Here is a 24,104-nt window from a genome sequence, read left to right as displayed (position 1 = left end):
TATGTCGCCGATCGCGACGATGGACCTTGCGGCATCCAATCATCTTGATCCCCCGCTTGCCGCGAGTCCCTTATTTTTGGTGGTGACCTCACTTCAGGCTCGTCAAACCATGCCCGTCGAAATGCAACTCGCTCGGATTATCATTTCCGAGCTTACCGAAAGCCAAGTCATCTATCTCCGCGAGGTCGATGGCGAACGTGAATTCCCAATCCTGATCGGCATTTTTGAAGCGACCAATATCGATCGTCGTGTCAAAGAGGACGGGTACACTCCGCCACGACCGTTGACGCATGACCTTGTCGTGCAAACTGCCGAGGCCTTGGGGGCACAAATCCATAGCGTTGTGATCAGTGACTTGAGCAACCAAACGTATTTCGCGCAATTGCGTTTGGAAACGGAGGATGGAGACATCGTCGAAATCGATTCCCGCCCCAGCGATGCGATCGCAGTCGCGGTGACGTTCTCACCTCCCTTGCCGATCTATGTCGCAGAACATGTTTTGGACGAAGCAACGTCGAGTCTGCCGTAGCGACGTGTATCGCATCGTTAAACGGAACCCCACATGAGCCGTTATCGCACTAGCGACGGTTGCTTGTTTCTCGCAGCAAGGCTCCCGCCTTGCCACGCACTGGACGCAGCCTCCAGGCTGACCAATGCACACAACCGCGGCTAGCGCCAACGCGGCTCACAAAACTGACCGCAATTCAAAATGCGACACTCAGGAATCAACCACCTGAGCCGTTATCGCGCTAGCGACGGTTGCTTGTTTCTCGTGGCAGGGCTACCGCCTTGCCACGCACTGGATGCAGCCTCCAGGCTGCCCAATGCACACAACCGTGGCTAATGCCAAAGCGGCTCATAAAACCGACCGCGATTAAAAACGCGACAGCCAGGAATCAACCACCTGAACCGTTATCGCGCACCGCGGATAGCCACAATCCCGGCGGTCCGCTATCGTGCTGACTTCACAGCTCGTCTGCACCATTCGCTTTGCACCAGTCCGTATGAAAATCCTGAACACCGTCCGTCAGGCCCAGGAATACGTACTCCAACGACGGATGCAATCCCATACCGTTGGCTTGGTTCCCACGATGGGGGCGCTTCATGATGGCCACCTATCGTTGGTCGCGATGAGCCGCTCACGCTGCGACGATTCGATCGCAACAATTTTCGTGAATCCAACACAGTTCGCTCCGGGAGAGGATCTCGACAAATACCCGCGAACACTCGAACGTGACCTCGAAAAATTGACCAATGCCGGTTGCGACGCGGTCTTCATTCCCAGCACCGACGAAATGTATCCCCCGGGATCGAGCACGATGGTGGTGCCGCCCAAAGTCGCATTGCCGCTGGAGGGAAAGTTCCGCCCAGAACATTTTCGCGGCGTCGCGACGGTCGTTTTAAAACTGTTTCAAATTTTGCCGGCAAGCCACGCCTTCTTCGGGCAAAAAGACTTTCAGCAGCTGCGTGTCATCGAAACGATGGTCGATGATCTGAACGTCCCGATTGAGATCGTTTCCTGTCCGATCGTCCGCGAAGCGGATGGGCTGGCGATGAGCAGTCGGAATCGGTATTTAAACGTCGACGAGCGTCAACGTTCGCTGTGCCTATCCCAAGCATTGGCGGAAGTTGAAGCGGCCTTTAAGGGCGGACAACGTGAGGTGAAAACCCTAACAGAGATTCTCCATCGTCACCTGCCGCCGGCAGCGAATACGAACACGGTCGATCGGGTAGACTATGCCGTGATCGTTGACAGCCAGAGCCTCAAACCGATCGAGCGAATTGAGTCGAGCGCTGTCACCCTCCTTGCCGCTCATGTCGGCACCACACGATTAATTGATAACTGCATTTTGCGGTTCGAATAAACGAACTGGGATTTAATACGAATCAACTGACTCATGATCGAACGAATTTTAGTCACCGGCGGCGCGGGCTTTCTCGGATCGTATATCTGCGAACGTCTCGTAAACGAAGGTCACGACGTTATTTGCTTGGATAACTTTTTCACAAGCCAAAAATCCAACGTCGCACACCTCCTCGATCGGCCCAACTTCGAACTCGTTCGGCACGACATCACACTTCCAATTTTTTTGGAAGTTGACCGCATCTACAACATGGCCTGCCCCGCAGCCCCCGGCCATTATCAGTTCAACCCGATCAAGACCATGAAGACGAGCGTCATGGGATCGATCAACATGCTTGGTGTAGCAAAGCGATGCGGAGCTCGAATTCTGCAAGCCAGCACCAGCGAAGTTTACGGCGACCCGGAAATTCACCCGCAGACCGAAAGTTATCGAGGCAGCGTCAACCCCATCGGTATCCGCGCGTGCTACGACGAAGGCAAACGGGCCGCCGAAACCTTGTTCATGGATTACAACCGCAGCAATAATGTTGACGTTCGCATCGTACGGATCTTCAACACCTACGGTCCTCGAATGCACCCATTTGACGGACGAGTTGTTTCGAACTTTATCCGTCAAGCACTTGCCGGCGAAGACATCACGATCTTCGGCGATGGCTCACAAACCCGTTCGTTCTGTTTCCGAGACGACTTGGTTGATGCGATCATCGGCATGATGAACACGCCTGATTTCATCGGCCCAGTCAACATTGGCAACCCCGATGAGTTCACCATCAAAGAATTGGCTGAACTGGTAATCGAGATCTCAGGCTCGTCAAGCAAACTGGTACAGCGTCCACTCCCATCGGACGACCCGACTCGTCGCCGCCCAGACATCTCGCTGGCGAAAGAGAAACTGGGTTGGGAACCCAAGATCAAACTTGCCGAAGGTTTGCAGCGCACGATTGAATGGTTCAAGTCGATCGACCTTGGTGACTATCGCCCGCCAACGCCAAACTACAGTTAGTGCACTGGCCCCATCTGCGCCGTCATCACGCTGGCGACGGGTGCATGTAAACAGTTAAGCCTCGTGTTCACTCAACCGAGGCTAGCGCCTTTGCGGCTCAAGGACACCGATCAAACTGAGCCGCTATCGCGCTAGCGACGGTTACTTTCGCCAGTACTCTCAAATCGACAGGCGGAGCCTGGAAGACATCGCATACGAGGCAAGAGCCTCGCACGAGGCACTCGTCGCTAGGCTCCCGCCTAGCGACGCACTGCATCGCAGCCTCTGGCTGCCAAAACACTCAACCGAGGCGAACGTCTTTACGGCTCAGGGGCACCAATCAAACTGAGCCGCTATCGCGCTAGCGACGGTTGATTTCGCCAGTACTCTCAAACCAGCAGGCGGAGCCTGGAAGACATTGCATGCGAGGGAGGAGCCTCGCATGAGGCACTCGTCGCTAGGCTCCCGCCTTGCGACGCACTGCATCGCAGCCTCCGGCTGCCGAAACACTCAACCGAGGCGAACGTCTTTACGGCTCATGGGTACCAATCAAACTGATCCGTCATCGAAATAGCGACGGTTGCCACCAGCAATCGATCACTGCTCTGGAAAGCTGTGCTGCAACTTGCGGTTACGAGGCCAGATCTGCAAAATCGCTCCTTCACTTTGCTCCGCGTCATCGCCAAGTGGGTAAGCCACGATTCGACGCAACTCCAACTCGTTCATCAACCCTAGGTGACGAGCCTCTTTGCGTTCTTCGATCCACTTTGGGCCTTTGATCAAAAGCATCCGATCGATGTTGGTCCAATAGGGCTCCACCCAACGACATAGCTTGGCAATACTCCCGACGGCTCGGCACATCAGCGTGCTGAAACGAAAATCGTCCAGCAACTCTTCGCCACGCGAGGCGTAGACTGGGACTGGCAACTCCAACTCCGCAACCATTTCGCCCAGCACGTTGGCTCGCTTGGCAACCGATTCGGCTAGCGAAACTTCGATGTCCGGTCGCAGGATTGCCAGGGGAATCCCCGGAACCCCGTTCCCGCTGCCCAGGTCCAGAACCTCTTCTCCAGGCATGATCACCTTGGAGACTTGGATGCAGTCACGAAGGTCACGCCCGACAAATAGATCCCAGGTCGTATGGCGAGTCAGGTTCAGCTGTTCGTTCCATTCCCACATCTCCGTAGCATAGGCCTGCAATCGCAACACCAACTCTTCTTCGAGCTCGATGTTGTGATTGGCGAGAGCGGCGGCGAATTCAGGAACGATAGACATCGGCGGTGGATAAAGGGGAAATAAATGTTCTGCAATGAGCATCATGAACGACAAATCAGAATTTGGGAACAGCCTGCAATAGACGAAGTTCCCGCAAAGATCGCCCGGGGGTTCCCCCAAGAGACCACCGCCCCTCATTGGAGGAACCGAAAAGTCGCTGCCCCAGGTGTCTCGCTTTCACCAATCGTGGCGTCCGAAGTCTCTGCCGTGCATCTAAATTCGCTGTTTCCGCTCAAAGAAACACGCTGCCCGAGCGTCCGGACCTACCGGGTGACGGTTTGCTAGACTGCTTTACCAGCCTAGAATGATCGCTTTGATGGATCACACCGGCCGGCCCAAAGCTGGCCACTCTCGCAATCGACTCGGGGAAAACGAGTTCCAGATGGCAAGAAACGAACAGCTCATCCGACAGCACAAGCTCCTGCAACTTCTAGAATTATCGCGGTTTGGCCGCACCCTCGATGAATTGCGTGGTGACTTGGTCGCCGACCTTGGACTGACCACACTTCACGAACGAACGGTCCGTCGCGACATCGAGGCCCTGCAAGCGGCGGGCTTTGACATCCAGTCCGAAACGCTTCAGCGTGGACGTGTTTTCAAGCTTGGACAAAACACCAAAGACGTCCACGAGATTGGGATTTCGTCGACCGAACTGATTGCCCTGTCAATCGGCCGCGAGCTGCTTTATCCCCTGATGGGAACCCAGTACTGGCGCGGGATCGAGACCTTCTGGAACAAAGTTCAAGAAGCGGTCCCCAATGGCGTTTTCGACCATTACGCACGGTACCGAGCTGCGCTGCATGTCTTTGGCTCGCCTTACAAATCGTATGAACGCCAAGAAGGCATGCTCAAGACAATCAACCGAGCGATCCTTGAGCATCGCTTGGTTGAAATCGAGTATCAAGCGATCGGCAAACCGGTCTCGACGCGAAAAATCGAACCGTATGGCTTGGCGGTTTATCAAAGCAGCATCTACATCGTTGCCGCATCGCCGCGGGAAAAAGACAGACAAAGCACCGACCAAGAAGCCGGCGACCTGGAAAAGAACGCTCGCCTGCGCAACTGGAAACTCGACCGATTCCGCCAAGCACGCTTGTTGGACGAATACTTTAAACCGGATCCGGATATCGATCTTGCCAAGTACCTGGGCAGCAGCATTGGCATCTTCTCGGGAGACTCTCCCACGATGGTGCAGATCAAGCTTGGAAAACGAAGTGCTGCCTATGTCCGCGAGGATCCTTGGCACCCAGATCAGATCTTAGAAGACATCGACGAAGACACAACAATGCTGACCGTACCGGCATCGCATCCGCGTGAGATTCTTCCGCGTGTACTTTCGCTGGGAGCGGACGCAGAAGTCATCGGGCCGGAAGAGTTTCGGACGACGATTGCGGAGTCGGTTCGTCAGATGGCCACAACCTATGGCAATTCAAATACCTAGGGTGTGGGTCCGGCCATTCGGATTTTTCGCGTTGGGAGTGCGAATCAAACAGGCGGGACAATGGTAGTGGAAAAATTTCTCCCGAACCTGCCAAGAAGTGACCGAGTCCTATTTGGCAACCGCGAAGCATTTGCTACACTTCGCGGACTGCTCAACCAGCAGCACTACCCCGTGGTGTAATTGGCAACACTACTGATTTTGGTTCAGTCATTCTAGGTTCAAGTCCTAGCGGGGTAGCTTAAAAGCCTTCTGTATTATGCTGGAGGCTTTTTTCGTTGGGTTTCTGCAATGCTCCAGTAGGATTTGCTGGACGTGGGACGCTGACCTTTGAGACTTTGGTTGTCGCCATATTTATAGCGATGAGACAGGCGATCCTTTTGTCGCAGACTTATCGCTTGGGTCGGCTGTTAAGCCTGTGGAGCTCCCCTGCGATGCTTCTTGCAGTTCTCGGCATGGGTGTAAACATCGTCGCGGTCGACGGGGATAGCCATGGCCGGCAAGGACGAGAACAACACCAACCTTCTTCTCGGCTTTGATATCGTAAGTGGCTTGTTGTTCGAATCGGATGCCGAGATCACCGAATGAAGCTCGCTCGGCTTTGAGCAGGTGAATCAGATCGATAATCTCTTCAGAGAAGTCATCGAGCACTTCGCTGCGTTCGTCGTTTCGTTCATCCTCCATCAGCCGCTTGGCGCCAGCCTGCGGTTCCTGCGTCCTATTCTCAATCGGCCGCGACGTGTTAGCGTGCAGTTCCTACACGCCTTTCTGCGTGCGATCTTCGCGTCGTCGATCTGGTCGGTCATGGAAGGAACCGCACGCTGGCGCGTTGCGGCTGATAGGACTTGGTCTCCAACGGAATACCGTCGTCCGCCAGCGTCTAGCTTTTGCAAAAGCCGGAAACGGACCGGTAGCCAGTGTCCCTCGACTCTCCGAGTCGAGGGCGATTCCGACTCGGAGAGTCGAGCGACGTTAATTCACCACGCCAAGCGTGATACGTATTGGCGATGTCGGTCGCGGTCAGTTCCTTGTGCGTGCGGTTGACCATCGTGGTGTCGGATTCGGGCGTCGATAAGCAACGTGTCGCCATGGCAGTTGCCGAAGGAACCGCACGCTGGCGCGTTGCGGCTAATGGAACTTGGTCTCGAACGGAATACCGTCGTCTGCCAACATCAAGCTTTGCAAAAGCCGGGAACGGCCGGGTAGCCAGTATTCATCGACTCTTCGAGTCGAGCGCGTTTTCGACTCGGAAAGTCGAGCGACGTTCATTCACCACACCAAGAGTGATATGTGTTGGCGATGTCGGTCTCGGTCAGTTCCTTGTGCGTACGGTCGATCGTCGTGCCGCGGTTGCGGGTTGTCGATGAAAAGGTTTCGCCACGGCGGTCACCGAAGGAACCGCACGCTGGCGCGTTGCGGCTGATGGGATGAGAAGAATTCTCTTGCCCAATCCGCAGACTTGATGCAACCGTTGGAATAGGAACCGCCAGCGTCTTGGGTTAGTGTTTTCCGTCCCGCAGAGGGGATCGTAGTCTGCCGGTTTTGCCGATAGGACGGCACTAGACGGGGAGGTTTACAGCCACCCTGACAGATTCCGGTAGACCGGCGAAGCCAATTCATGTTCATCGTACGTCACAAGGAAGGATTCCGATGACAGTTGGAATGGGACGGATTCCCTTAATGCGTCAATCATCCAAAGCATCTTCTCGGGCAATTGCTTTGGTCATGATCATCGTTTGTGCCTTGCCTGCTGCGGCGGACCAGCCTTTTTCGGGTCTGTTTCGTGGACTGCGACGACTAGGAAGAGGCGTTACGGAAAAAGCGATTGAGCAGCAAGCGCCCAATCGCTGTGAGCATCAAGACGTCGAGGAATTGGCCGACCAAATTGATTGGTTGGAGCACCATCTGGAGATCTATGGGTCGGTCGTACCCAAGCATCCCGACGTCTGGGGCGAGGCGAGACTGACACGGCATCGCCAAGATGTGGAGTTGGAACTTCGCAAACAACTCTCTTCGTTCAGACCGACCCTGCAAGCATCACTTCGCCGCACCGATCAAGCAGCATTGGCGATGGCGATCGCATTGGGCAATGCCGAACTCTCAGGTGACAAGTCAATTACCAATGTGTTCGGCGTAGCCAATGCGCCGGCCGATGGATCCGTCGTCAATCGCAACGACCCTGCGCAACCGACCGCAACGCAGTTTTCAAATTACGACGGCGAGGCGCTGTCAATCTCATTGGAACCGGTCGTGCACAATGACCAGATGTTCCGTTACCTGAACGCCCTCAATGAACTGCGCAGAATCAATGAAGGTGACGATACCGCCGATGCGCCCGGGTATTCGATGAACCTGATGAGGGTCCCGGTATCGTTATTGCCTGGCAAACGTACCCGCGAAGGCTACGGCGCGGAAGTTGGTTTTACCCTGCGTCCCGTGTTGGGTGACGATTTGCTGCCGCAAACATTTCGTCAGTTGGCCATCAACGATCAGGTGGATCAATTGGCTTTGCCCATGGTGCGAACTCTGGAGCGTTACCCTGACAAACCGTTGGACGAAGACCCTCTATTGGATCTCAAAGCAATCGTCAGGGGGCAGCGACTTGCGGCTCCAACGATTGCGGCCATGGAACAACGGTTGGATGTTCTTCAAGGCGAGCTCTTTCGTACTGAACAGCAGCGCGCGTATTTCGATTTCGTCGACGACTATCGCGAGTACTTCCGACAGCGCATCAATGAGATCTTCACTGTAACGGTGATCAATGATCAGCGTCCTGCGACTCCTGACCCTACGATCGTCGCATTGTCAGAAGACACCTATCAAGTCGGAGGGCAGCACATTCATATTGCCGCCAAATTGGACTTGGACACGACGACGCCGCAACTGGAAGATCTGTTTAAATACAGAGTCGCCGTCGTTCCCATGCAGATTCAAATGTTTGATGTAGTCGGGGGCGTGAAGACGCAAAAGCCTTTTGTCGACGTGACCATCCAGGTCGTTGTCTATGAGCAATCGATTGATGACCCGATCCAGCCAGGGGACTTACCCTATCGATTGGCATGGCCACTGGGGAAGGTCGAAGTGTTCGCTAATACATCAACGATCGATCCTCAGTTGGTGTCCGTGCTCAAGGCTCTTGCGGACCAAGGATTAATCGAGGCTCAAAAGCTGGTTGTCGAACAAATATCGGGAGCAGGCCAAGAAAACCTTCGGGCGCTGCAGCCAATTGCAACTGGCGCCAGCTTCATTGCTCGATTCAGTACGGCTTCTTCACCGGGAATACCCCAGACACTGATGTCATTCATTGGGCCACGTAGTCGCATGCCGATACTGGTGGATTTCGAGTTGTTGGACCTTCTGTATCAACGTTTTTCCAGTCTTCCGAAGTCTCGAAATGCGTCGCAATCGACACAGACAAACATGAGCGGGATAGCCCAGCAGCTTAGCAATTCAGTCGTGAATTCATACTTGGGCCAAACGTCCTCACAGAACTCTAAGGAGCAATGGAATGCCGAGATCGACAAGTCAAACGGCCAAGTGACCGCCGGTAAAAACGACAGCAACTATCAGCCCGACCTCCAAACAAGCTATCGCGGTGAAGTCTCCGACAGCGTCGACCGCTTTGCTCTGAAGCGGCCGTTGTTCCGAGCGACGATGCCGGGTCCCGCGGCACCGCAGCGAGGCAGACGAAGCATTCAGCCGATTCCTCCTAGCCAATTTGCCGAAGTCTACGGTGCCGAAAACTTATTGGTCATTGCGTCGACTATCGACAATACGTTGCGAAGCTCTCATCCCAATACGGGACGGGAACGATTGCTGATTGATGTTCGAAGAGTCCTGCATGATGAATTGTCTGCGGCCTACGATTTCCTCAGTCGGGAACACACACAGATGTGGCGATTCGCGTGCGAAGGACTGGCCGAGGCAATACGCAGCAACGATATGGTCGGCGTCCGTTGTTTCCGTGAGCAATACATGGACACATTGCCGCGCGGTCTCCGTACCGATCCGATCGGCGCCTTGGGTTGGTGCCTGATGGTCGAATCGAGTCTGCTGAACGCTCGATTGATCGAAGACATGAACACACTGGCATCGGAAAAGGGATGCCTTTGCGGGGATGTTACCGGCATGTGTTTCTGGGGACCGACGCCGCCGCCTGAATCTTGCCAAGCCTTCAACTCTTACGTCCAGTGCCGTTGGCCGATTCAAGTATTCGCACTCGATCCGGTTTCGAATGAACAAAACGTGGCAGATTCATTCAGCAGTCGTCGCGAGTTGCAGCTCGCTGCTGCGATCGGTGTCGCCAACGGAGAATTAAGTCCCCAGGCCGCGGGACAATTCGTGCGACGCCTTGAAATCGATTTGCAAACCATCGGTATCAATCGGACTCAGGTTGCCTACGGACACGGCGATGATAGCTTCGGTTGGCGATTCTACCCTCGCATCCAAACCCCGGGGACACCGTCGACTATCGGGGCGTTCGCCGAGTCGCTGCTCGGTGGTCCCGGACGCGATGCACTGGTTCGCTCGCGACAGATGGAACCAGGAATTCGCGAGTGCACAGCGGTTGTGCTGATGCCCAGCTTCGTCCCCTACCTGACCCTATCCAGCCGCGGTAACTGGTTTCATCTGACCAACCCTGCGGACAAGGAGTTGACGATGAACGACACGATGAAACTGAGTTCGGCCCATCAAGCGATTCAGAAGTTCGCATCGTGCACCAAAGATTGCGGCTGCTATCGCCCCGGCGATGTCGCTCAAATGCATGACGTCATCGATAGGCTTGATAAACGATTGCCATTGCAAAGTACCACGGTTCAAATTCCGCACGAAAACGCACTCGGCGGGTTTGAAATGTTTCATACGGGCAACAGCGATTTGTCACCCGACCTAATCGGATGGTATGGGGCACCGGGGATCGATCCCACCGGTGTGACCACATTGTTCTTAGTTGGCAAAGGATTCAGTGTTCACGAGACCCGGGTGATCGTCGGCGGGCGGGCGGCGGAGTACCGATTGCTAAGCAGGGAAATCATGGAAGTGGTGATTCCGCCGAATACGCAAACGCTGGGACAACCTACCAGCAATCCCGACAGTGTCGACGTTCATATCGCAACACCGTACGGTGTCTCCAGTCACCTACTGATTCCCCAGATTCGCCGTCCCGATCCGTCGGCTACAACTGCGATCAGTTTCGATCCTGAATTCGTCGCTGGCGAGGCAACGATTACCGTGCCCTCGACCGGGGATCCAACCATTGCAATGGACGACACTTTGTTGTCGCTTGGGGTGCGAGTGCCGACTTCGGTCCGCAGCGCTACCGGGAAACTGAAGCTGACGGCATTAACCGCTTCGGCTACCACACCGCCGACGGTGTCTTCTGCGGTTGAACTGGACGTTACCTTTGACGCATCATCCAACCGAATGTTAAGTGCTGCAGGCTTCGGCACCCTGAAAGCACAATTGGATGCATTGGTGCTGGCCTTTGCAAAAGCGAATGTAACCGCGCGTCCACCCCGGATGATGATTCTAGTCAGCGGCAATCTGACTGCCGGTGCGACATCCCATCCAATCACGACAGCGCTTCCCATCGACATCGGACTCACCTGGAAATAGCAATGTATCGATCCTCACATATCAAAGCCGAGAACTGCCTCGGATTTTGGGTTGTCTCCTTTGCATGGGCGGCCTGTTTGCTATCTCCGATCGCTGTTGTCGGACAAGACGTGCTCGTCAAACAACCAGCCGCGTCGATAGAGACTCGCATCGAGTTACTGATAAACGGCGAATCGTTCTCCGCCATGGTTCACCACCGAATTTCGCCAGGCAAAAACACGGACGGAAATAGAACAAGCTTTCCGTTGCCGACGACTGACTCTTCCGAGCTGAATTCCGGGACTGTCAATGTCGGCCCCGCGGACGAATGGATATTAACATCACAAAAAGTTCCCGCTGTGGTCATCAACAACAGTCGAACCGACATTTCCGCCGCATTGCAAACGCGATTCGAGGGAATTGAGGTTGTCTTAAAGGGTTCCGACGATCGTGAGGAAACGGGGCACATCGAGGCCGTCGATCGAACTCGTTTGGTGTTGCGAAATTCCAAAACGAATTCCGTTTCGGTTCACAACCTGACCAATGTGAACACCATCACTCCCGTCCGAACTCCGGCGACGATGCAGCCTAAACTGATCGCTCGCAGGCTGGTCGCTGATTCCGACTCTGACTTGGAAGTGTCCTACCCGCTGCCCGGAGATGCCGTGGCACATTCCTACCGTTTGATCAACAACGAAGGTAAATTCTCAGTTCAACTACAGGTCAGTCTGGTCAACACTTCATTGTTTGATTGGCCGGCAGGAACCGAGGTGAATTTTCAATACAAAGATAGAGATCAACCGACTAACATCAGCACCCGGCTGTTGGATACGGCTGTCGATGACCAGACCAGCGCTGCGTTCCCGTTGCCGGGTACGGATTTAAAACAACAGTGGTTGGTGCGATTTGATTTGCAAAAAGGCATTCAAGACCCACTGCTGCGTTTACACGGTAGCAAGTTTGCATTACCCAGCGGTGCGATCCGCCTGGACGCAACCGGACCGGGGCTGCTGGAAAACGCGACCTTATCAACGGGGAAAGAAGTGGTCGTCATTGTCGACGCGCGATGGCCCCAGTCGCGGGCCGTACCCGTGTTGATTCAATCCAAGCCGGAACAGGGCGATGACAAACATGTGGTGCAAAAGATTGCCGGAACGCTGCTGGACACCTGTCGTATCATTCGTCGACCTATCACGATCAAAGTCGAAGAATCAGAGGACGACATCGAATTTCGATTTGAACCGGTCGACGGTTCGCTATGGCGATTGAATGCACGCGGTGACAACGCAACTAACGCCCCTAGCGCCGAGACGATCCACGAATCGTTCACCAAAGGCGATTCCAAACCGGGGCAAGGGGAATTGGAATCGGGCAGCTACGATCTCATCGTCGCGACCAAAAATCCGAATCGTGTCGATGTGCGTGAAATGACTGTCAGCACGTTGGCGGCATTGGATGATTTCCTGCTTGATCCGCATCGCCGGGAGTATTTTGCCTACTTAGCGTCGCTGATGAAACGCAGTGAAGCCAAACGACAGAGCGAAGACTTGTCCAACTTGGCGCGTGTCATCGAAGTCCAATCAAGAATCTTGGCACGGGGCGGAGAGCCAACAATGAAATTGACAAAGCTGGAATCCGAACGCGCCGAGTTATTTACCGTGATCAACCGATTGGCCGAAGGCAACAACACCGATCCGCCGCAACCTTGTGATCTGGATCAATTGATCCGATGTCTGGGGCGAAAGTAAAGATCGATTTGAACGTTTAGCGGTGCTGCAAATACGCGAAACGGTCATTCCGTTCGATGCGAAACGATCATCTCGGTACTAGCAAAATGTTTATAAACAAAAGTATCCCAACTGGTCTTTTCGCGTCTGCGAATTCCACTTAAATTCCGCCCATGGTTGGTCGCAAGAGGCGATCACAAGACCATCGCATGATGCGAGTGGAAGGAACCAGGCAAAGACTCGGATGTCTTTCATCAAACAAACCCCGGTCGTCTCCGGATTCTAGACGACCGGGGGTTCTCTTTGCGCAATACGAATTACCGCGTATTCGACTTCGCGCATTCCTTCTCGATGGCCAAGTCTTGATCGCAATTCGATCGACTTCATTCAATCCATCGCTGAAACACTTGCCGCGTTGCTCGGCTTGACTTTATCCGCTTGCTGGTAAGCCACAGCCGAAGTTGGCACATCGCTTGCGTCTTGACACCCAAACAAGCCAGCTGAAGTAGGGCGAGTCGGCAATCAATGTCCGGAAAAGTATTCACCACGTTGCCGATTTCGTCGCCCATTCACGATCAGACTAGCCGCGTGAGTCGTCACCCAAGGTGTTCGCCTCATCGCATATGAAAACTTGTGGATGACCTTTTCAATGGGAGAAATGAACGATGACCGACCAGTGTGTTGTCGCAAGATACAGCGATCCAGAAAACTTCAACACAGCGATCGAGGTGCTTGAAAAGGCAGGGTTTTCCCCCGAGGAAGTTTCCTTGGTCCGAAACCGCGATGATGTTGACCAGGGACTCCCATGCTTCGCAACGAAGCCATTGTCGAAACAAACAAGTTTGCCAAATGGTCCTACTACCACGAGCGCGTCGCTTATGGGAGGCACGATCGGAGCGGCTATGGGGGCCGCAACAATGATCGGACCAATGCTTGTCGCTGGACCACTCGTCGGTATGGCCGCGGGAGCAGCAGCAGGCGGAACGGTCAATATCTTTCAAACCGTTGGTGCGTCCGACGACGACGCAGCTGATTACCACGAAGCGATCGCAAACGGCGACAGCTTGATTGTGATTTGCGGTGACCCTGTCCGACTACAAAAGGCACATCGGGTTTTGAAAACCGTCTCATGCGTTTCGTTAGCACGTCACGGTCAGTAGTCCACGACCGCAGCCAGTCGCTCTGGCATTACCCAACGTTCATTCAACTGGAGATCATCACATGTCAATCAATCTGGAAAACCAACCTCATAGCGGCACCCGCGACTGGAGCGAATTTGGAAAGCACCGGGGACGGATACTGCATCGTGAAAAACTGGCAAGAAACGTGCATCTGTACGTTGTCGAAAAGCCAGACGGCTTCGAATTCACCCCCGGGCAAGCCGTCGACTTGGCCCTCGACCAGGAAGGTTGGCGCGAAGAAAAACGCCCCTTCACGATCACGAGTGTCCCAAGCGATCCAAGGCTAGAATTCATCATCAAGTCTTATCCAACGGATGAGTACCCAAACCACGACGGAATGACCGAGCACCTCGCTAAGAACGCGAGCGTTGGCGACAGACTAATTTTCAGTGACGCGTGGGGTGCAATCAAGTATCAGGGGCCGGGGTTGTTCATCGCGGGTGGGGCGGGGATGACGCCATTCATTTCCATCCTGCGATACCTTCATCAACAACAGCAATTGGACGGGAACCGGGTCTTCTTCAGCAACCAATGCGCCGAAGACATCTTCCTGCAGGGTGAACTGTTTCGGATGCTGGGAAGAAGCATTACGTGCACGCTCACCGAGGAACAGCATCGGGACTACGAGTTCGGCGAAATCAATACTGACTGGCTACGTGCAAGAGTCGAAACATTCGATCAGCCGTTTTATATCTGCGGTCCTCCACACATGGTTGAAGACATGGAGGCGATCTTACTTGACCTCGGTGTCACGAAAGAACATATCGTTCACGAAGCCGCCTAAACCGAATTGCTATCCGATCCACGCTTGGTCTACCTTTTGCAAATCCATCGTGCGAGGCATTCCTATAGACGTACGGTAGAGCGAGCAAGAATCTCATCCGGCCGAATCGCCAACATCATTTCCAACTGGATCGATGACCTCATATCTGCCCTCGTTATCGCCTTCGATCAGCTGCAGGTGCAATAGGTAGTCCACGACACGTTCTGCGGGGAAATCGATTTCTACATCGACTGCTTCGCGGACGAGGCGTTCACATTTACGACGTAGTCGACGAAGGCTAATCGGCTCTTCCTCACTTAGGACTGCGTAGAAGGCCAAGATAGCTTCGTTCATTCGTTGCCGACGTGCTTGACCGACTAGTTGCAAGCCGGCACCCGCGTTGGTGTCCAGCTTTTGGAAGTAAAGGTTCCTGGTCAGGTTCAACAGATAACGATTCTTCGTCTGAAAATAACCGAAGAAGCTTTTTACCCCGTAGCCGATCCCTGCGAGCACCAAGCCGATTATCAAAGCGGTGCTGTAATAGGCAGCCAATGCCAATGTGACGAGTACAAAACGCGAGATCTTTTGCAGCGAGAAGATCCAGCCACTCAAACTCGGCACGATCACCTTGGCGTGATCGATACCGCTTAGCTTGATCTTGGTTCCCGGCAGCAACATGTCGACATCTTGCTTTGGGATGTTCTTAAAGATGCGAAGGTGTACCTTGTTGGCAGGTAGCAACTCCCCACGCTCGTGATCTTCGGTCAACTGAAAGATCACCACCAATCGTTGATAGATCGCAACATCGACCATTTCCAAGCGGTAGAGATGGAAAAGGTTTCGATGGCATCGTTGTCCGACGATGTCCCCTCGCGCGTAGACGGAAAGGTGCCGAAAGAGATCGAAGTTGGCGCTCATCGGTACGCCCCAATGGCTGGCAACGCCGACACACTTTTCAATATCTTCCTGAGTCAGTTTCGAATAGCCGGCATCTTTGATTGTCGATTCAATCAAGTCAATCAAGTTATCGATCGGTGGATCCGCTTCGTCATCACCGGCTGACTGTGGTGTGATGCAATCACTATCTGGATCGAGTTCTTGATACTGATCCGAGAACTGGGTTTGCCGCCTAGCCGATAGCTCATCGACATCGTGCGTGATATGCCTCACTGCCGAATCAAAAATGATTTTTCGCGGACCGTCTGTGGACAGCTCCGTGTCTACCTCGCGCAAGTGATTCAGCAAGGCACTCGTTTCGATCGGGACGAATGACTCGATCGACCAATGACTGGCGTCGGGTTCAATCCACCCGGTGGTGCTGACTTCTGCGATCGAGCGTGTCAGTGGCCCTGTTCCGTCTAGGGACCAAGTGGTAAGAATGCGTTCGACCGACTTTGACACGTAAGAACTACACAGTGAGGAAGCAATGGCGACGAAGCCGAATCATCCGGATGCCCCTGCCATCTCCGAAACAATCATTCGATCGTCAATCAAGGCCATCGCGTTGGACATGGATGGGCTGTTGTTTGACACCGAACGAATTTATTGGCAAGTCGGCGAGACCATTTTACAACGCCGAGGCTTCCACTACACCACTGAGTTGCAATCTCGCATGATGGGGCGAATCGGAACCGCGGCGGTTCAACAAATGATCGATTTTCACGATCTCGATGATGACGCGGAAGACTTGCTGGCTGAAAGCGATGAAGTTTACGGTGAATTGCTTCCAAATCAAATCCGGCCAATGCCCGGCCTGGACGCCTGGGTCGATCGGCTTCGCCAAAGCGGACTGCCTTTCGCGCTGACAACGAGCAGTCGTCGTCGATGGGTCGACGTGATTTTTGAATCCCAACCCTGGAAGAGCGAACTGGCGTTTGTCCTGACCGGCGACGACGTTTCCAAGGGAAAGCCACATCCCGAGATGTATTTAACCGCTGCTGAACGGTTCGCGGTGTCACCAGAACAGATGCTAGTGCTCGAGGATAGTGGCAACGGAACCAAAGCAGGCGTGGCCGCAGGGGCGGTCGTCGTTTCTGTCCCCAGTCCACACACGAAGGACCAGGACTTTAGCGGTGCAGCGTTGATCGCCGACTCATTGACCGACCCGCGTTTATGGGACCTGTTGCCGACTGCCACCTCGAGTTGAACTAAAAAAACTCGGCCCGCTGTGACGCAGGTCGAGTTTTTTAGTTGTCCGGTGGGCGACGGCTGGCTTCGATCGCTAAACCAGACCAGCCGTCACCCGATATTCGCACAAGCTTTTTAATCCAGCTGCGACGCTACAGTGCGTCGCCACCTGAAAGCAGAAGTCGAACGCGTTACGCGATCGCAAGCAATTCCAAATCGGAATCGTTCTCGACGCTCCATTGATCATCGGAATCGTCGCTTGCGAAATAGTCTTCAAAGACAGCGTCGGTGTCTTCGGTTCGTGAATTTTCGGAAGCTTGACGAGCTTTGACCAAGCTGTCGTTTGGTCCAAGATTCGAAGCGTCTTCGAATACGACGTCGACGTCTGCCGCATCAGGCTCGTCCAGCAGATCCGATGCCGCAGCAAAACTTGATGCGCCGACACCGCCGCTGCCGTCCGTTCCCGACGCTGCGCCACCTCCGCTGGCTGTGCCGCCCGAAACCCCGGCAGCTGCCCATGCGACCGAATACAGCGTGCTGACCTTTCCGAGTCCGTCAGATCCATTGGCGTTTCCGACAACGCCGGAAACCAACAAATCTCGCAATGCCGATGGAGCCAAAGATGGGTTTGCCGAAAGGGTCAATGCGGCGACACCGACAACGTGTGGCGTAGCCATACTTGTGCCAGACATTCTTGCAAATCCGCCACCGACGTAGGTGCTATACACTCCAACGCCAGGAGCATCGATCTGCACCGCACCGCTGCCGCCGACGTCATTGCTGAATGCCGCGATGTTGCCGCTGGAATCGAACGCCCCGACAGACAAGACATTGTCAAGAGACGCACTGAATCGAGCTGGGAAGCCAGGCATCGAAGCGTATTCGTTGCCAGCCGCAGCGATGACAAACGAACCGAGCGAGCGGGCGTACTCGATAGCCGACTCAATGTCGTAGCTGTAGCCTCCGCCCAGGCTCAGGTTAATGATGTCCGCACCTTGGTCTGCAGCATAACGAATGCCCGCGGCAACACTGGTTGAGCTTCCCGAGCCATTGTCGCCGAGAACTTTCACTGGCAGGATCGTCGCGTCAGGAGCGACTCCGGTTGCGCCCCATCCGTTATCAAGTGCTGCGATCGTTCCGGCCACGTGAGTTCCGTGTCCATGAACATCGTTTGCATCAGCATCCCAATCAGCGAAGTCGAATCCGTGGACATCGTCAACGTATCCGTTGCCGTCGTCGTCGATGCCGTTACCCGCGATTTCGCCGGCGTTGACATAGATATTGCTGTAAAGATCAGGGTGATCCAAATCGACGCCGGTATCGATCACAGCGACCGTGATGCCTTGCCCGGTATAACCAGCAGCCCAGGCTTCGGGGGCGCCGACTTCATTGAGTCCCCACTCATTCGAACCGCCAAAGTAGGCAACGTCGGTCAGTGGTGAAACGCCATCGGAAGGCACACCAGTTTCGGGGACCGGTTCGGGTTCGGGCAGTGGCTCAGGAACTTGATCGGCAGTCAATTCCATGTGGTACCCGGTGGTGTACCAAGACGTTGCCAGTGACCAGACATAGTAGTTGCCGGGTTCGATCGTCACGTCGATCGATTCGGCTGTCCTTCCCCAGTTGACGGAATAGTCAATCACGTATCCACGTGAATCCGTCAGGTAAAGATCGACGTCGGTCCAGAATCCGTCCAAACGGATCGAAACGTCGGCTTCTCGTTCAACCGAAAATCCGATTCGGTCGTAGTAATTGAAATACCCTAATGAGCTTGAGACATTGACAGTACCGTCCAGATTTCCGACTTCTGCAAAAGCATTCGCACTAAAGTCGCTTGCTACTTCAATCGTCGTTTCCTCCTGATGGGAGGCGACGTCGGCTGCGAGGAGACGTCGCGCTTCCATCGACTCAAACGAGAGTTTGCGAGTCATAGTGGTATCGACCTATATAGAAAAGAGTTTTTATTTAGAAGAGGCATCACAGTTCCCTAGAGTGGTGATGTGATGTACAGGGAGCCTACCTTTCAAGCATTTGCCAGAACTGACGGTGACGGTGATATTGAGGCTGATGAGGGTAAACGGGCCTCGATGTTGCATTGAAACAACTTGACGAATTGCTAAAGCATCGCCAGGTCGACACGTGCTGCCACATCACCACGGTTTAACAAGGCGTACACGCACGTTTTCGAAGCTTCCGTTGCAAGCTTGAGGGTCAACCGCATCACCCTGTTTGATGAACGATCCTCCCCCAGGTCGATCGAAGCCTTGTTCCGAGATCGCATTTGTCGTGAATCAACGCATTGCTTTGACTAAGCAATCAATCGTGGAGCCATCGCACTTGACGACTGTTCAATTGCCAGTCGGTTCCGCAGGCACACCAGCGATAGCGACCGCAAGCCTGGAATCACTGAAGGCAGGCAGAGATGGATGCACCGATCGAACTACCGCGTTGCGGTCGCTTAAATAGGATGAATAATTCCGTACAGGATTTGTCCCTCTCCTAAGCAACTTTGACCGCCTTGATGAACTGCGAAAAATTCCGCGCCCTTTCCGAACGTATTGACGCGAAAGATATTTCTGAAGAGATTTCCGAATGGGTGAGCCACCAAAACAGTTGCACCGAGTGTGGGGACTGGGCACTTGCAAAGAAAATTCGTCAGCGTGGATTCGACCCGGATGACTTTTCATGCGTGCATCTGGCCAACTATGCGACGATGACCTGCGAACAACACCCCCAGCCTCTAGAGTGTCCCGATATCTTGGTCGCTTATATCGCGACGTTCGACGAGTATGTCCTACCTGTTCGTGACGGCGGCCCTTCGTACATCGCGATCAAACACTGCCCTTGGTGTGGAGTTCGCGTCCCCGAGTCAAAGCGATCCCGATGGTTTGACGAACTACGTGAACTTGGGATCAAGTATCCGATAGGTGCCGACCTCCCCGAAGCCTACACATCGGATGCCTGGTGGAAATCGAATCCATCCAATGATTAACGTACCGCGCAACTACTTCTTCGATTGCGACGAAAAGAATCATCAAAAGGAGTGAAACGGCATTCGTGGGGGTACACGTGCCAGAGGGTACACGGCGCGCTAAAATGTCAGAGACATTCATTATCCGACCGTATCCCCATCGACCAGACCATTCAAAGCATGACGCGACCGCGTAGACTTCCAATAGCGGCACTTCTATTTACCTACTTGCTGTTCCCTCTTGCGTCTTACGGCCAAGAGGCGGAATCAAATTCTTCTGTCTCAGGCTCGTTAGACGAATACATTGCTGTAACGACAGCGAATCCGGATGTTCCCATTGATCAATTGCAGATCATGGCCCGGCCGTTGACCAAATCTGAATTGCAAGTCGAAGCCGACGCGTGGTTCAAGCTGCTGCGCGCGAAAGCGGCACAGGTGGCTGCGGTACGGTTGGGCGCCAAAAAGGCAACGGCGGCGTTATCGACGAACAACGAAACCGAAGCGGCCAACACGATCCGAGAAGCGGAGAGCATTGTCGAAAAGGCTTCTGAAAAGGCGGAACAAACGGAGCAGGAAATCACCGAAGAAGCCGCCGCCGAAACTGGTGAAATCGCTGATCCCAGCGACCCGCCAGATCTTTCGGACGATGTGACTACTTCCGAAACGATCGAGGCAGCCGCGGTTTCAGATTCCACCGCGCCAAGTTCCACCGCTTCGGCCGAAGACGAAACGTCGATCGTGGATCCTTCTCAATCTTCGGGCTCAAATGAGTCCAATGACGAAGACTCCACATCGGAAGCAAACTCCACTGAAGAAAGTTCGACTACCTCCAATTCTGCTGATGCCGTTGCGGCGACGGTACGGGACAACCTTCTGGACAACGTTTCGGTTCTACAAGACGAACGGACCGCTCTCGGCGATCGACTCGAAGTCATTCTCGATTCGCTGGAACTTAAAGGCGGCGACGCACAGGAATATCGAGACTATGTCAACGCAATCTCGGGAATCGAGCTGGATACATCGGACGTTAAATCGGCCTGGAGCGGAATGATCGGATGGCTCAGATCGAAAGAAGGCGGACAGCGTTGGGCTTGGAACTTCGTCCGGTTCATCGTGATCCTGCTAGTCACTTGGTTGATCGCGAAGATTGTCGCCAGGATCGTGAACTGGCTGCTTGACCGAAAGATTCGTTTGTCACAGTTAGCCGAACGCCTGATTTCACAAACGGTCAAGAACGCCGTGCTCGCGATCGGATTTGCGGTCGCCTTGACGGCTTTGGAAATTGACATCACGCCCATTGTCGCCGCGATCGGTGCGACAGGTCTCGTGATTGGATTGGCCCTGCAAGGGACGCTCAGCAATTTTGCGTCGGGGCTGATGATCTTGATCAACCGTCCCTTTGACGTTGGCCATGTCGTTTCCGCAGGTGGCATCACCGGAACGATCGACCAAATGAACTTGGTGTCGACTCGGTTTCGAACATTCGACAACCAAACGATCTACGTTCCAAACAATGAGATCTGGAACAATGTCATCACCAATATCACCGCCAATGAAAACCGCCGCGTCGATATGGAATTCGGTATTGGCTATGACGATGATTTCGAACTGGCCGAAGACATCATCAAAGATGTCGTCAAGAACCATGAGCTTGTGCTCAGTGATCCAGAACCAGCCGTCGTGACACATGCATTGGCGGACTCATCGGTCAACATCGTTTGCCGTCCATGGGCAAAGACAAGCGATTGGTGGACTGTTAAGACCGACGTCACGAGAGCTGTCAAGAAACGCTTTGACGAAGCAGGCATCTCGATTCCCTATCCGCAACAAGATGTCCACATCCATCGCGTCTTGCCAAAGACGTCGAAAGATTCAGCACGGTGAATGGTTGATTTTTAATTGTCGCCCGACACTCCGCGAAGGTAGCGTTCTTTCGTGAGCTTTGCGGAGCGGTAGGCGACTTTGCTACGGACGAAGCCGGATTATGAAACCAGTTTCGCATCCATCGTGATTTCCGCGTTCAACAACCTGGAAACCGGGCAACCGGTTTTCGCCTTGTTGGCGCATTCTAAAAACGCTTCTTCGCTCGCGCCCGGAATCTTCGCGCTCACTTCGAGATGCACCTTCGTGATCGCCGGCCCATCGTCACCTTTCTCCAGGGTTACGCTTGCCTTGGTATCGATGCTGTCTGCGGTCATATCACTTTGCCCTAGGATATTGGACAAAGCCATGGAAAAGCATCCGGCGTGTGCGGCACCAATCAACTCTTCAGGATTGGTACCGACGGCATCTTCAAATCGAGTCTTAAACTCATATGGCGTCTCTTTTAAAACGCCACTTTCGGTATTTAGTTTGCCATGGCCGTCTTTAAGTCCACCTTCCCAATGGGCAGATGATTCAGTCTTCATGTGGTTCTCCTGTGTAGAGTACGGAGTAGCACTTTACATCCATGACAACCGAGGGAATCAGCGGCCCATTTGTGAATCGCGTTTCATGAGATCGACTATTACTCCGCCAAGCCGGCGGAGGAGAACGTTTGCATCACGGAATGATGGACGACAATGAAGCCTGCTATGCCCAATTGCGTTCGGGACGCTCGCGTAAGCGATTCGCTTCATCATCATCGACGAACATTTCGGTTTTCGGATCGATACGTAAAGTCCGTCCCAGAATCCATGAAAGTGCGGCAGCGTGGGCAGCGGTGTGCGACCGACGCATGACTTCGTGATTCGCGTTGGGTAATTCGCGTGACTTGACACAGTCCAAGAAATTGCGTGAGTGGGCTTCGACATCGAGTCCCCGTTCTTTCTTAGGCAACTCAGGAAGTCCTGCCGCGAGAGATTCCGGTTTGGTTACAAGACCGCCGCTATCACCGACTTCAACCGAACCAGCAGTGCCTTCGAATCGAACTGGGCAGGTCCCCAGTTCTTGAATCCAACCGGGACGCTGGCCGAAAGGCGTTTCCAGGAAGTGAATCCGCAGTGGAATCCCGTCGTCGTACTTGCAAGTGATTCCCGTTTCATCGGCGGTGTATTCCACAGGCATCGTGTCGTCGGCTTGCTTCGCCCATTGGCACAAATCGACCGTATGGGCTCCCCAATCAAGTAGCCGCGCGCCGGAGTCAAAGTCGTGGTATCCACGCCAACGCCCATTTACATACGCTTCGTTGTAAGGACGCCACGGGGCGGGGCCAAGCCAGAGGTTCCAATCGCATTGGCGCGGATCGGGGGTCGGCTGACCAGGCAGCCATTCGGTACTCATTTCCGGTACATAGACGGTCGCATGCAGCTGCTTTAACTTCCCAAGTTTTCCATCATGAACCAAGCTGACGGCCTGCTGAAAATTAGTCACGGTCCGCCGCTGAGTACCGGCTTGGAAGACGCGACCTGTCTTCTTGATTGTGTCTGACAAGCGGCGGCAGAGGTCGATCGTGATCCCACAAGGCTTCTCGCTGTAGACGTCTTTGCCGGCTTCGGCAGCCAACATCGAGGCATTTGCGTGCCAACGGTCGCCGGTCGCGATCAAGACCGCATCAATATCTTTTCGATCCAAGACACTACGAAAATCAATGGTCGTTTCGCATCCGGAATTGCCGGCCATCGAATCGACCAGCTTTTTGCCTTCCTCACGTCGTGAGGCTTGGACGTCTGCGATCACGGCACATTGGACATCCGCATGTTTTAACATTCCGCCGAGCACGTAGCGGCAACGCGGACCAATGCCGATGACACCCAAACGAATTCGTTCGTTTGCAGCCGCAGAAACTCGTTGTGGTGAAAGACCAGAATGAACAGCAAGAGCCGAGGCGGAAGCTGCTAAAGCTGTTTTTACAACAGTTCGTCGATTAACCATGGCAGGATCGGTGGGGAAGGAAGGATGGGTCTACGGAACCGAATCTTGGTTGGCAACTTGCCAATCAATCCCAAAGGACAATTCGTCTCATCGCCATTACAGCCTGTTCATTTCCGCCTTCAGTCGACCCCAAAGTTGCCCTATGCGGTGCGAAGGCAGTAGGAAATGACAAATCATTAACGAAGCGAAAGGCTTCGATAGAAAACCAACAGGCTGCTAGAAGAAAGAACCTTCAAAGAAGGAACTGCGTGTCAGCCAAACCCAATATGACGACAGTCTGGCACACCTGCGCATTCACTCCGGTGATAGCTCTTTCCAACGGAGCATCC

General features: G+C 54.0%; 18 protein-coding genes and 1 tRNA gene. 12 read left to right on the top strand and 7 right to left on the bottom strand.

Going from position 1 to position 24,104, the window contains the following annotated elements:
- Position 1: 1 nt before the first annotated feature.
- Positions 2–529 (top strand): bifunctional nuclease family protein, encoded by a 528-nt coding sequence (locus LOC67_RS16125; protein WP_230263640.1) that lies wholly within the window; start codon positions 2–4, stop codon positions 527–529.
- 436 nt (positions 530–965) lie between these two features.
- On the opposite strand, the gene LOC67_RS16120 is transcribed toward LOC67_RS16125, so the two are convergent.
- Positions 966–1,106 carry a hypothetical protein gene (locus LOC67_RS16120; RefSeq protein WP_230263768.1) on the bottom strand — a complete coding sequence of 47 codons (141 nt, stop codon included), beginning with the start codon at positions 1,104–1,106 and terminating at the stop codon, positions 966–968.
- Here LOC67_RS16120 and panC point away from each other — a divergent pair.
- Both panC and LOC67_RS16110 read left to right on the top strand, forming a co-directional pair.
- Positions 1,059–1,865 (top strand): pantoate--beta-alanine ligase, encoded by an 807-nt coding sequence (gene panC, locus LOC67_RS16115; RefSeq protein WP_230263764.1) that lies wholly within the window; start codon positions 1,059–1,061, stop codon positions 1,863–1,865. The genes LOC67_RS16120 and panC overlap by 48 nt on opposite strands.
- 33 nt (positions 1,866–1,898) lie before the next feature.
- Entirely contained in the window at positions 1,899–2,867 is a 969-nt protein-coding gene (locus LOC67_RS16110; protein WP_230263639.1) for a UDP-glucuronic acid decarboxylase family protein, read from the top strand.
- Between the two features lie 576 nt (positions 2,868–3,443).
- Here LOC67_RS16110 and rsmG read toward each other — a convergent pair.
- Positions 3,444–4,121 carry a 16S rRNA (guanine(527)-N(7))-methyltransferase RsmG gene (gene rsmG / locus LOC67_RS16105; RefSeq protein WP_230263638.1) on the bottom strand — a complete coding sequence of 226 codons (678 nt, stop codon included), beginning with the start codon at positions 4,119–4,121 and terminating at the stop codon, positions 3,444–3,446.
- A 382-nt stretch (positions 4,122–4,503) separates the two neighbouring features.
- Here rsmG and LOC67_RS16100 point away from each other — a divergent pair, with 382 nt between their 5' ends.
- Positions 4,504–5,562 (top strand): helix-turn-helix transcriptional regulator, encoded by a 1,059-nt coding sequence (locus LOC67_RS16100; RefSeq protein WP_230263637.1) that lies wholly within the window; start codon positions 4,504–4,506, stop codon positions 5,560–5,562.
- A gap of 165 nt (positions 5,563–5,727) precedes the next feature.
- Positions 5,728–5,799 (top strand) — tRNA-Gln (locus LOC67_RS16095).
- Positions 5,800–5,913: 114 nt separating this feature from the next.
- Here LOC67_RS16095 and LOC67_RS16090 read toward each other — a convergent pair.
- Positions 5,914–6,243 carry a DUF3387 domain-containing protein gene (locus LOC67_RS16090; RefSeq protein ID WP_230263636.1) on the bottom strand — a complete coding sequence of 110 codons (330 nt, stop codon included), beginning with the start codon at positions 6,241–6,243 and terminating at the stop codon, positions 5,914–5,916.
- Positions 6,244–7,239: 996 nt separating this feature from the next.
- Here LOC67_RS16090 and LOC67_RS16085 point away from each other — a divergent pair.
- From LOC67_RS16085 to LOC67_RS16070, 4 genes are all read left to right on the top strand, one after another.
- On the top strand, positions 7,240–11,175 hold the full coding sequence (locus LOC67_RS16085) for a hypothetical protein (RefSeq protein WP_230263635.1): 3,936 nt from the start codon (positions 7,240–7,242) through the stop codon (positions 11,173–11,175).
- 2 nt (positions 11,176–11,177) lie between these two features.
- The gene (locus LOC67_RS16080) at positions 11,178–12,902 is read left to right on the top strand and encodes a hypothetical protein (protein ID WP_230263634.1); all 1,725 of its coding nucleotides are present in this window, start codon (positions 11,178–11,180) and stop codon (positions 12,900–12,902) included.
- A 644-nt stretch (positions 12,903–13,546) separates the two neighbouring features.
- Positions 13,547–14,041, top strand: coding sequence for a DUF1269 domain-containing protein (locus LOC67_RS16075; protein WP_230263633.1), 495 nt, complete (start codon positions 13,547–13,549; stop codon positions 14,039–14,041).
- Positions 14,042–14,102: 61 nt separating this feature from the next.
- The gene (locus LOC67_RS16070; RefSeq protein ID WP_230263632.1) at positions 14,103–14,846 is read left to right on the top strand and encodes an FAD-binding oxidoreductase; all 744 of its coding nucleotides are present in this window, start codon (positions 14,103–14,105) and stop codon (positions 14,844–14,846) included.
- Between the two features lie 93 nt (positions 14,847–14,939).
- Here the strand turns inward: LOC67_RS16070 and LOC67_RS27610 are convergent, their stop codons facing one another.
- Positions 14,940–16,226 (bottom strand): DUF3754 domain-containing protein, encoded by a 1,287-nt coding sequence (locus LOC67_RS27610; RefSeq protein WP_230263631.1) that lies wholly within the window; start codon positions 16,224–16,226, stop codon positions 14,940–14,942.
- A 25-nt stretch (positions 16,227–16,251) separates the two neighbouring features.
- On the opposite strand from LOC67_RS27610, the gene LOC67_RS16060 reads away from it, so the two are divergent.
- Positions 16,252–16,971: an HAD family hydrolase gene (locus LOC67_RS16060; protein ID WP_261366906.1), complete on the top strand. Its 720-nt coding sequence runs from the start codon at positions 16,252–16,254 to the stop codon at positions 16,969–16,971.
- 172 nt (positions 16,972–17,143) lie between these two features.
- On the opposite strand, the gene LOC67_RS16055 is transcribed toward LOC67_RS16060, so the two are convergent.
- Entirely contained in the window at positions 17,144–18,883 is a 1,740-nt protein-coding gene (locus tag LOC67_RS16055; protein ID WP_230263630.1) for a S8 family serine peptidase, read from the bottom strand.
- Between the two features lie 590 nt (positions 18,884–19,473).
- Here LOC67_RS16055 and LOC67_RS16050 point away from each other — a divergent pair.
- Both LOC67_RS16050 and LOC67_RS16045 read left to right on the top strand, forming a co-directional pair.
- Positions 19,474–19,944, top strand: coding sequence for a DUF6980 family protein (locus LOC67_RS16050; protein WP_230263629.1), 471 nt, complete (start codon positions 19,474–19,476; stop codon positions 19,942–19,944).
- A gap of 159 nt (positions 19,945–20,103) precedes the next feature.
- Positions 20,104–21,807: a mechanosensitive ion channel family protein gene (locus LOC67_RS16045; RefSeq protein WP_230263628.1), complete on the top strand. Its 1,704-nt coding sequence runs from the start codon at positions 20,104–20,106 to the stop codon at positions 21,805–21,807.
- Between the two features lie 98 nt (positions 21,808–21,905).
- Here LOC67_RS16045 and LOC67_RS16040 read toward each other — a convergent pair whose 3' ends face one another.
- Entirely contained in the window at positions 21,906–22,331 is a 426-nt protein-coding gene (locus tag LOC67_RS16040) for an OsmC family protein (protein ID WP_230263627.1), read from the bottom strand.
- A 163-nt stretch (positions 22,332–22,494) separates the two neighbouring features.
- Entirely contained in the window at positions 22,495–23,775 is a 1,281-nt protein-coding gene (locus tag LOC67_RS16035; RefSeq protein ID WP_230263626.1) for a Gfo/Idh/MocA family protein, read from the bottom strand.
- Between the last annotated feature and the right edge of the window lie 329 nt (positions 23,776–24,104).

Source organism: Stieleria sp. JC731, assembly GCF_020966635.1.
Lineage (GTDB): Bacteria > Planctomycetota > Planctomycetia > Pirellulales > Pirellulaceae > Stieleria.
The sequence above is the reverse complement of the archived record's forward strand: the minus strand, read 5'-3'. Positions and strand labels throughout refer to the sequence as shown.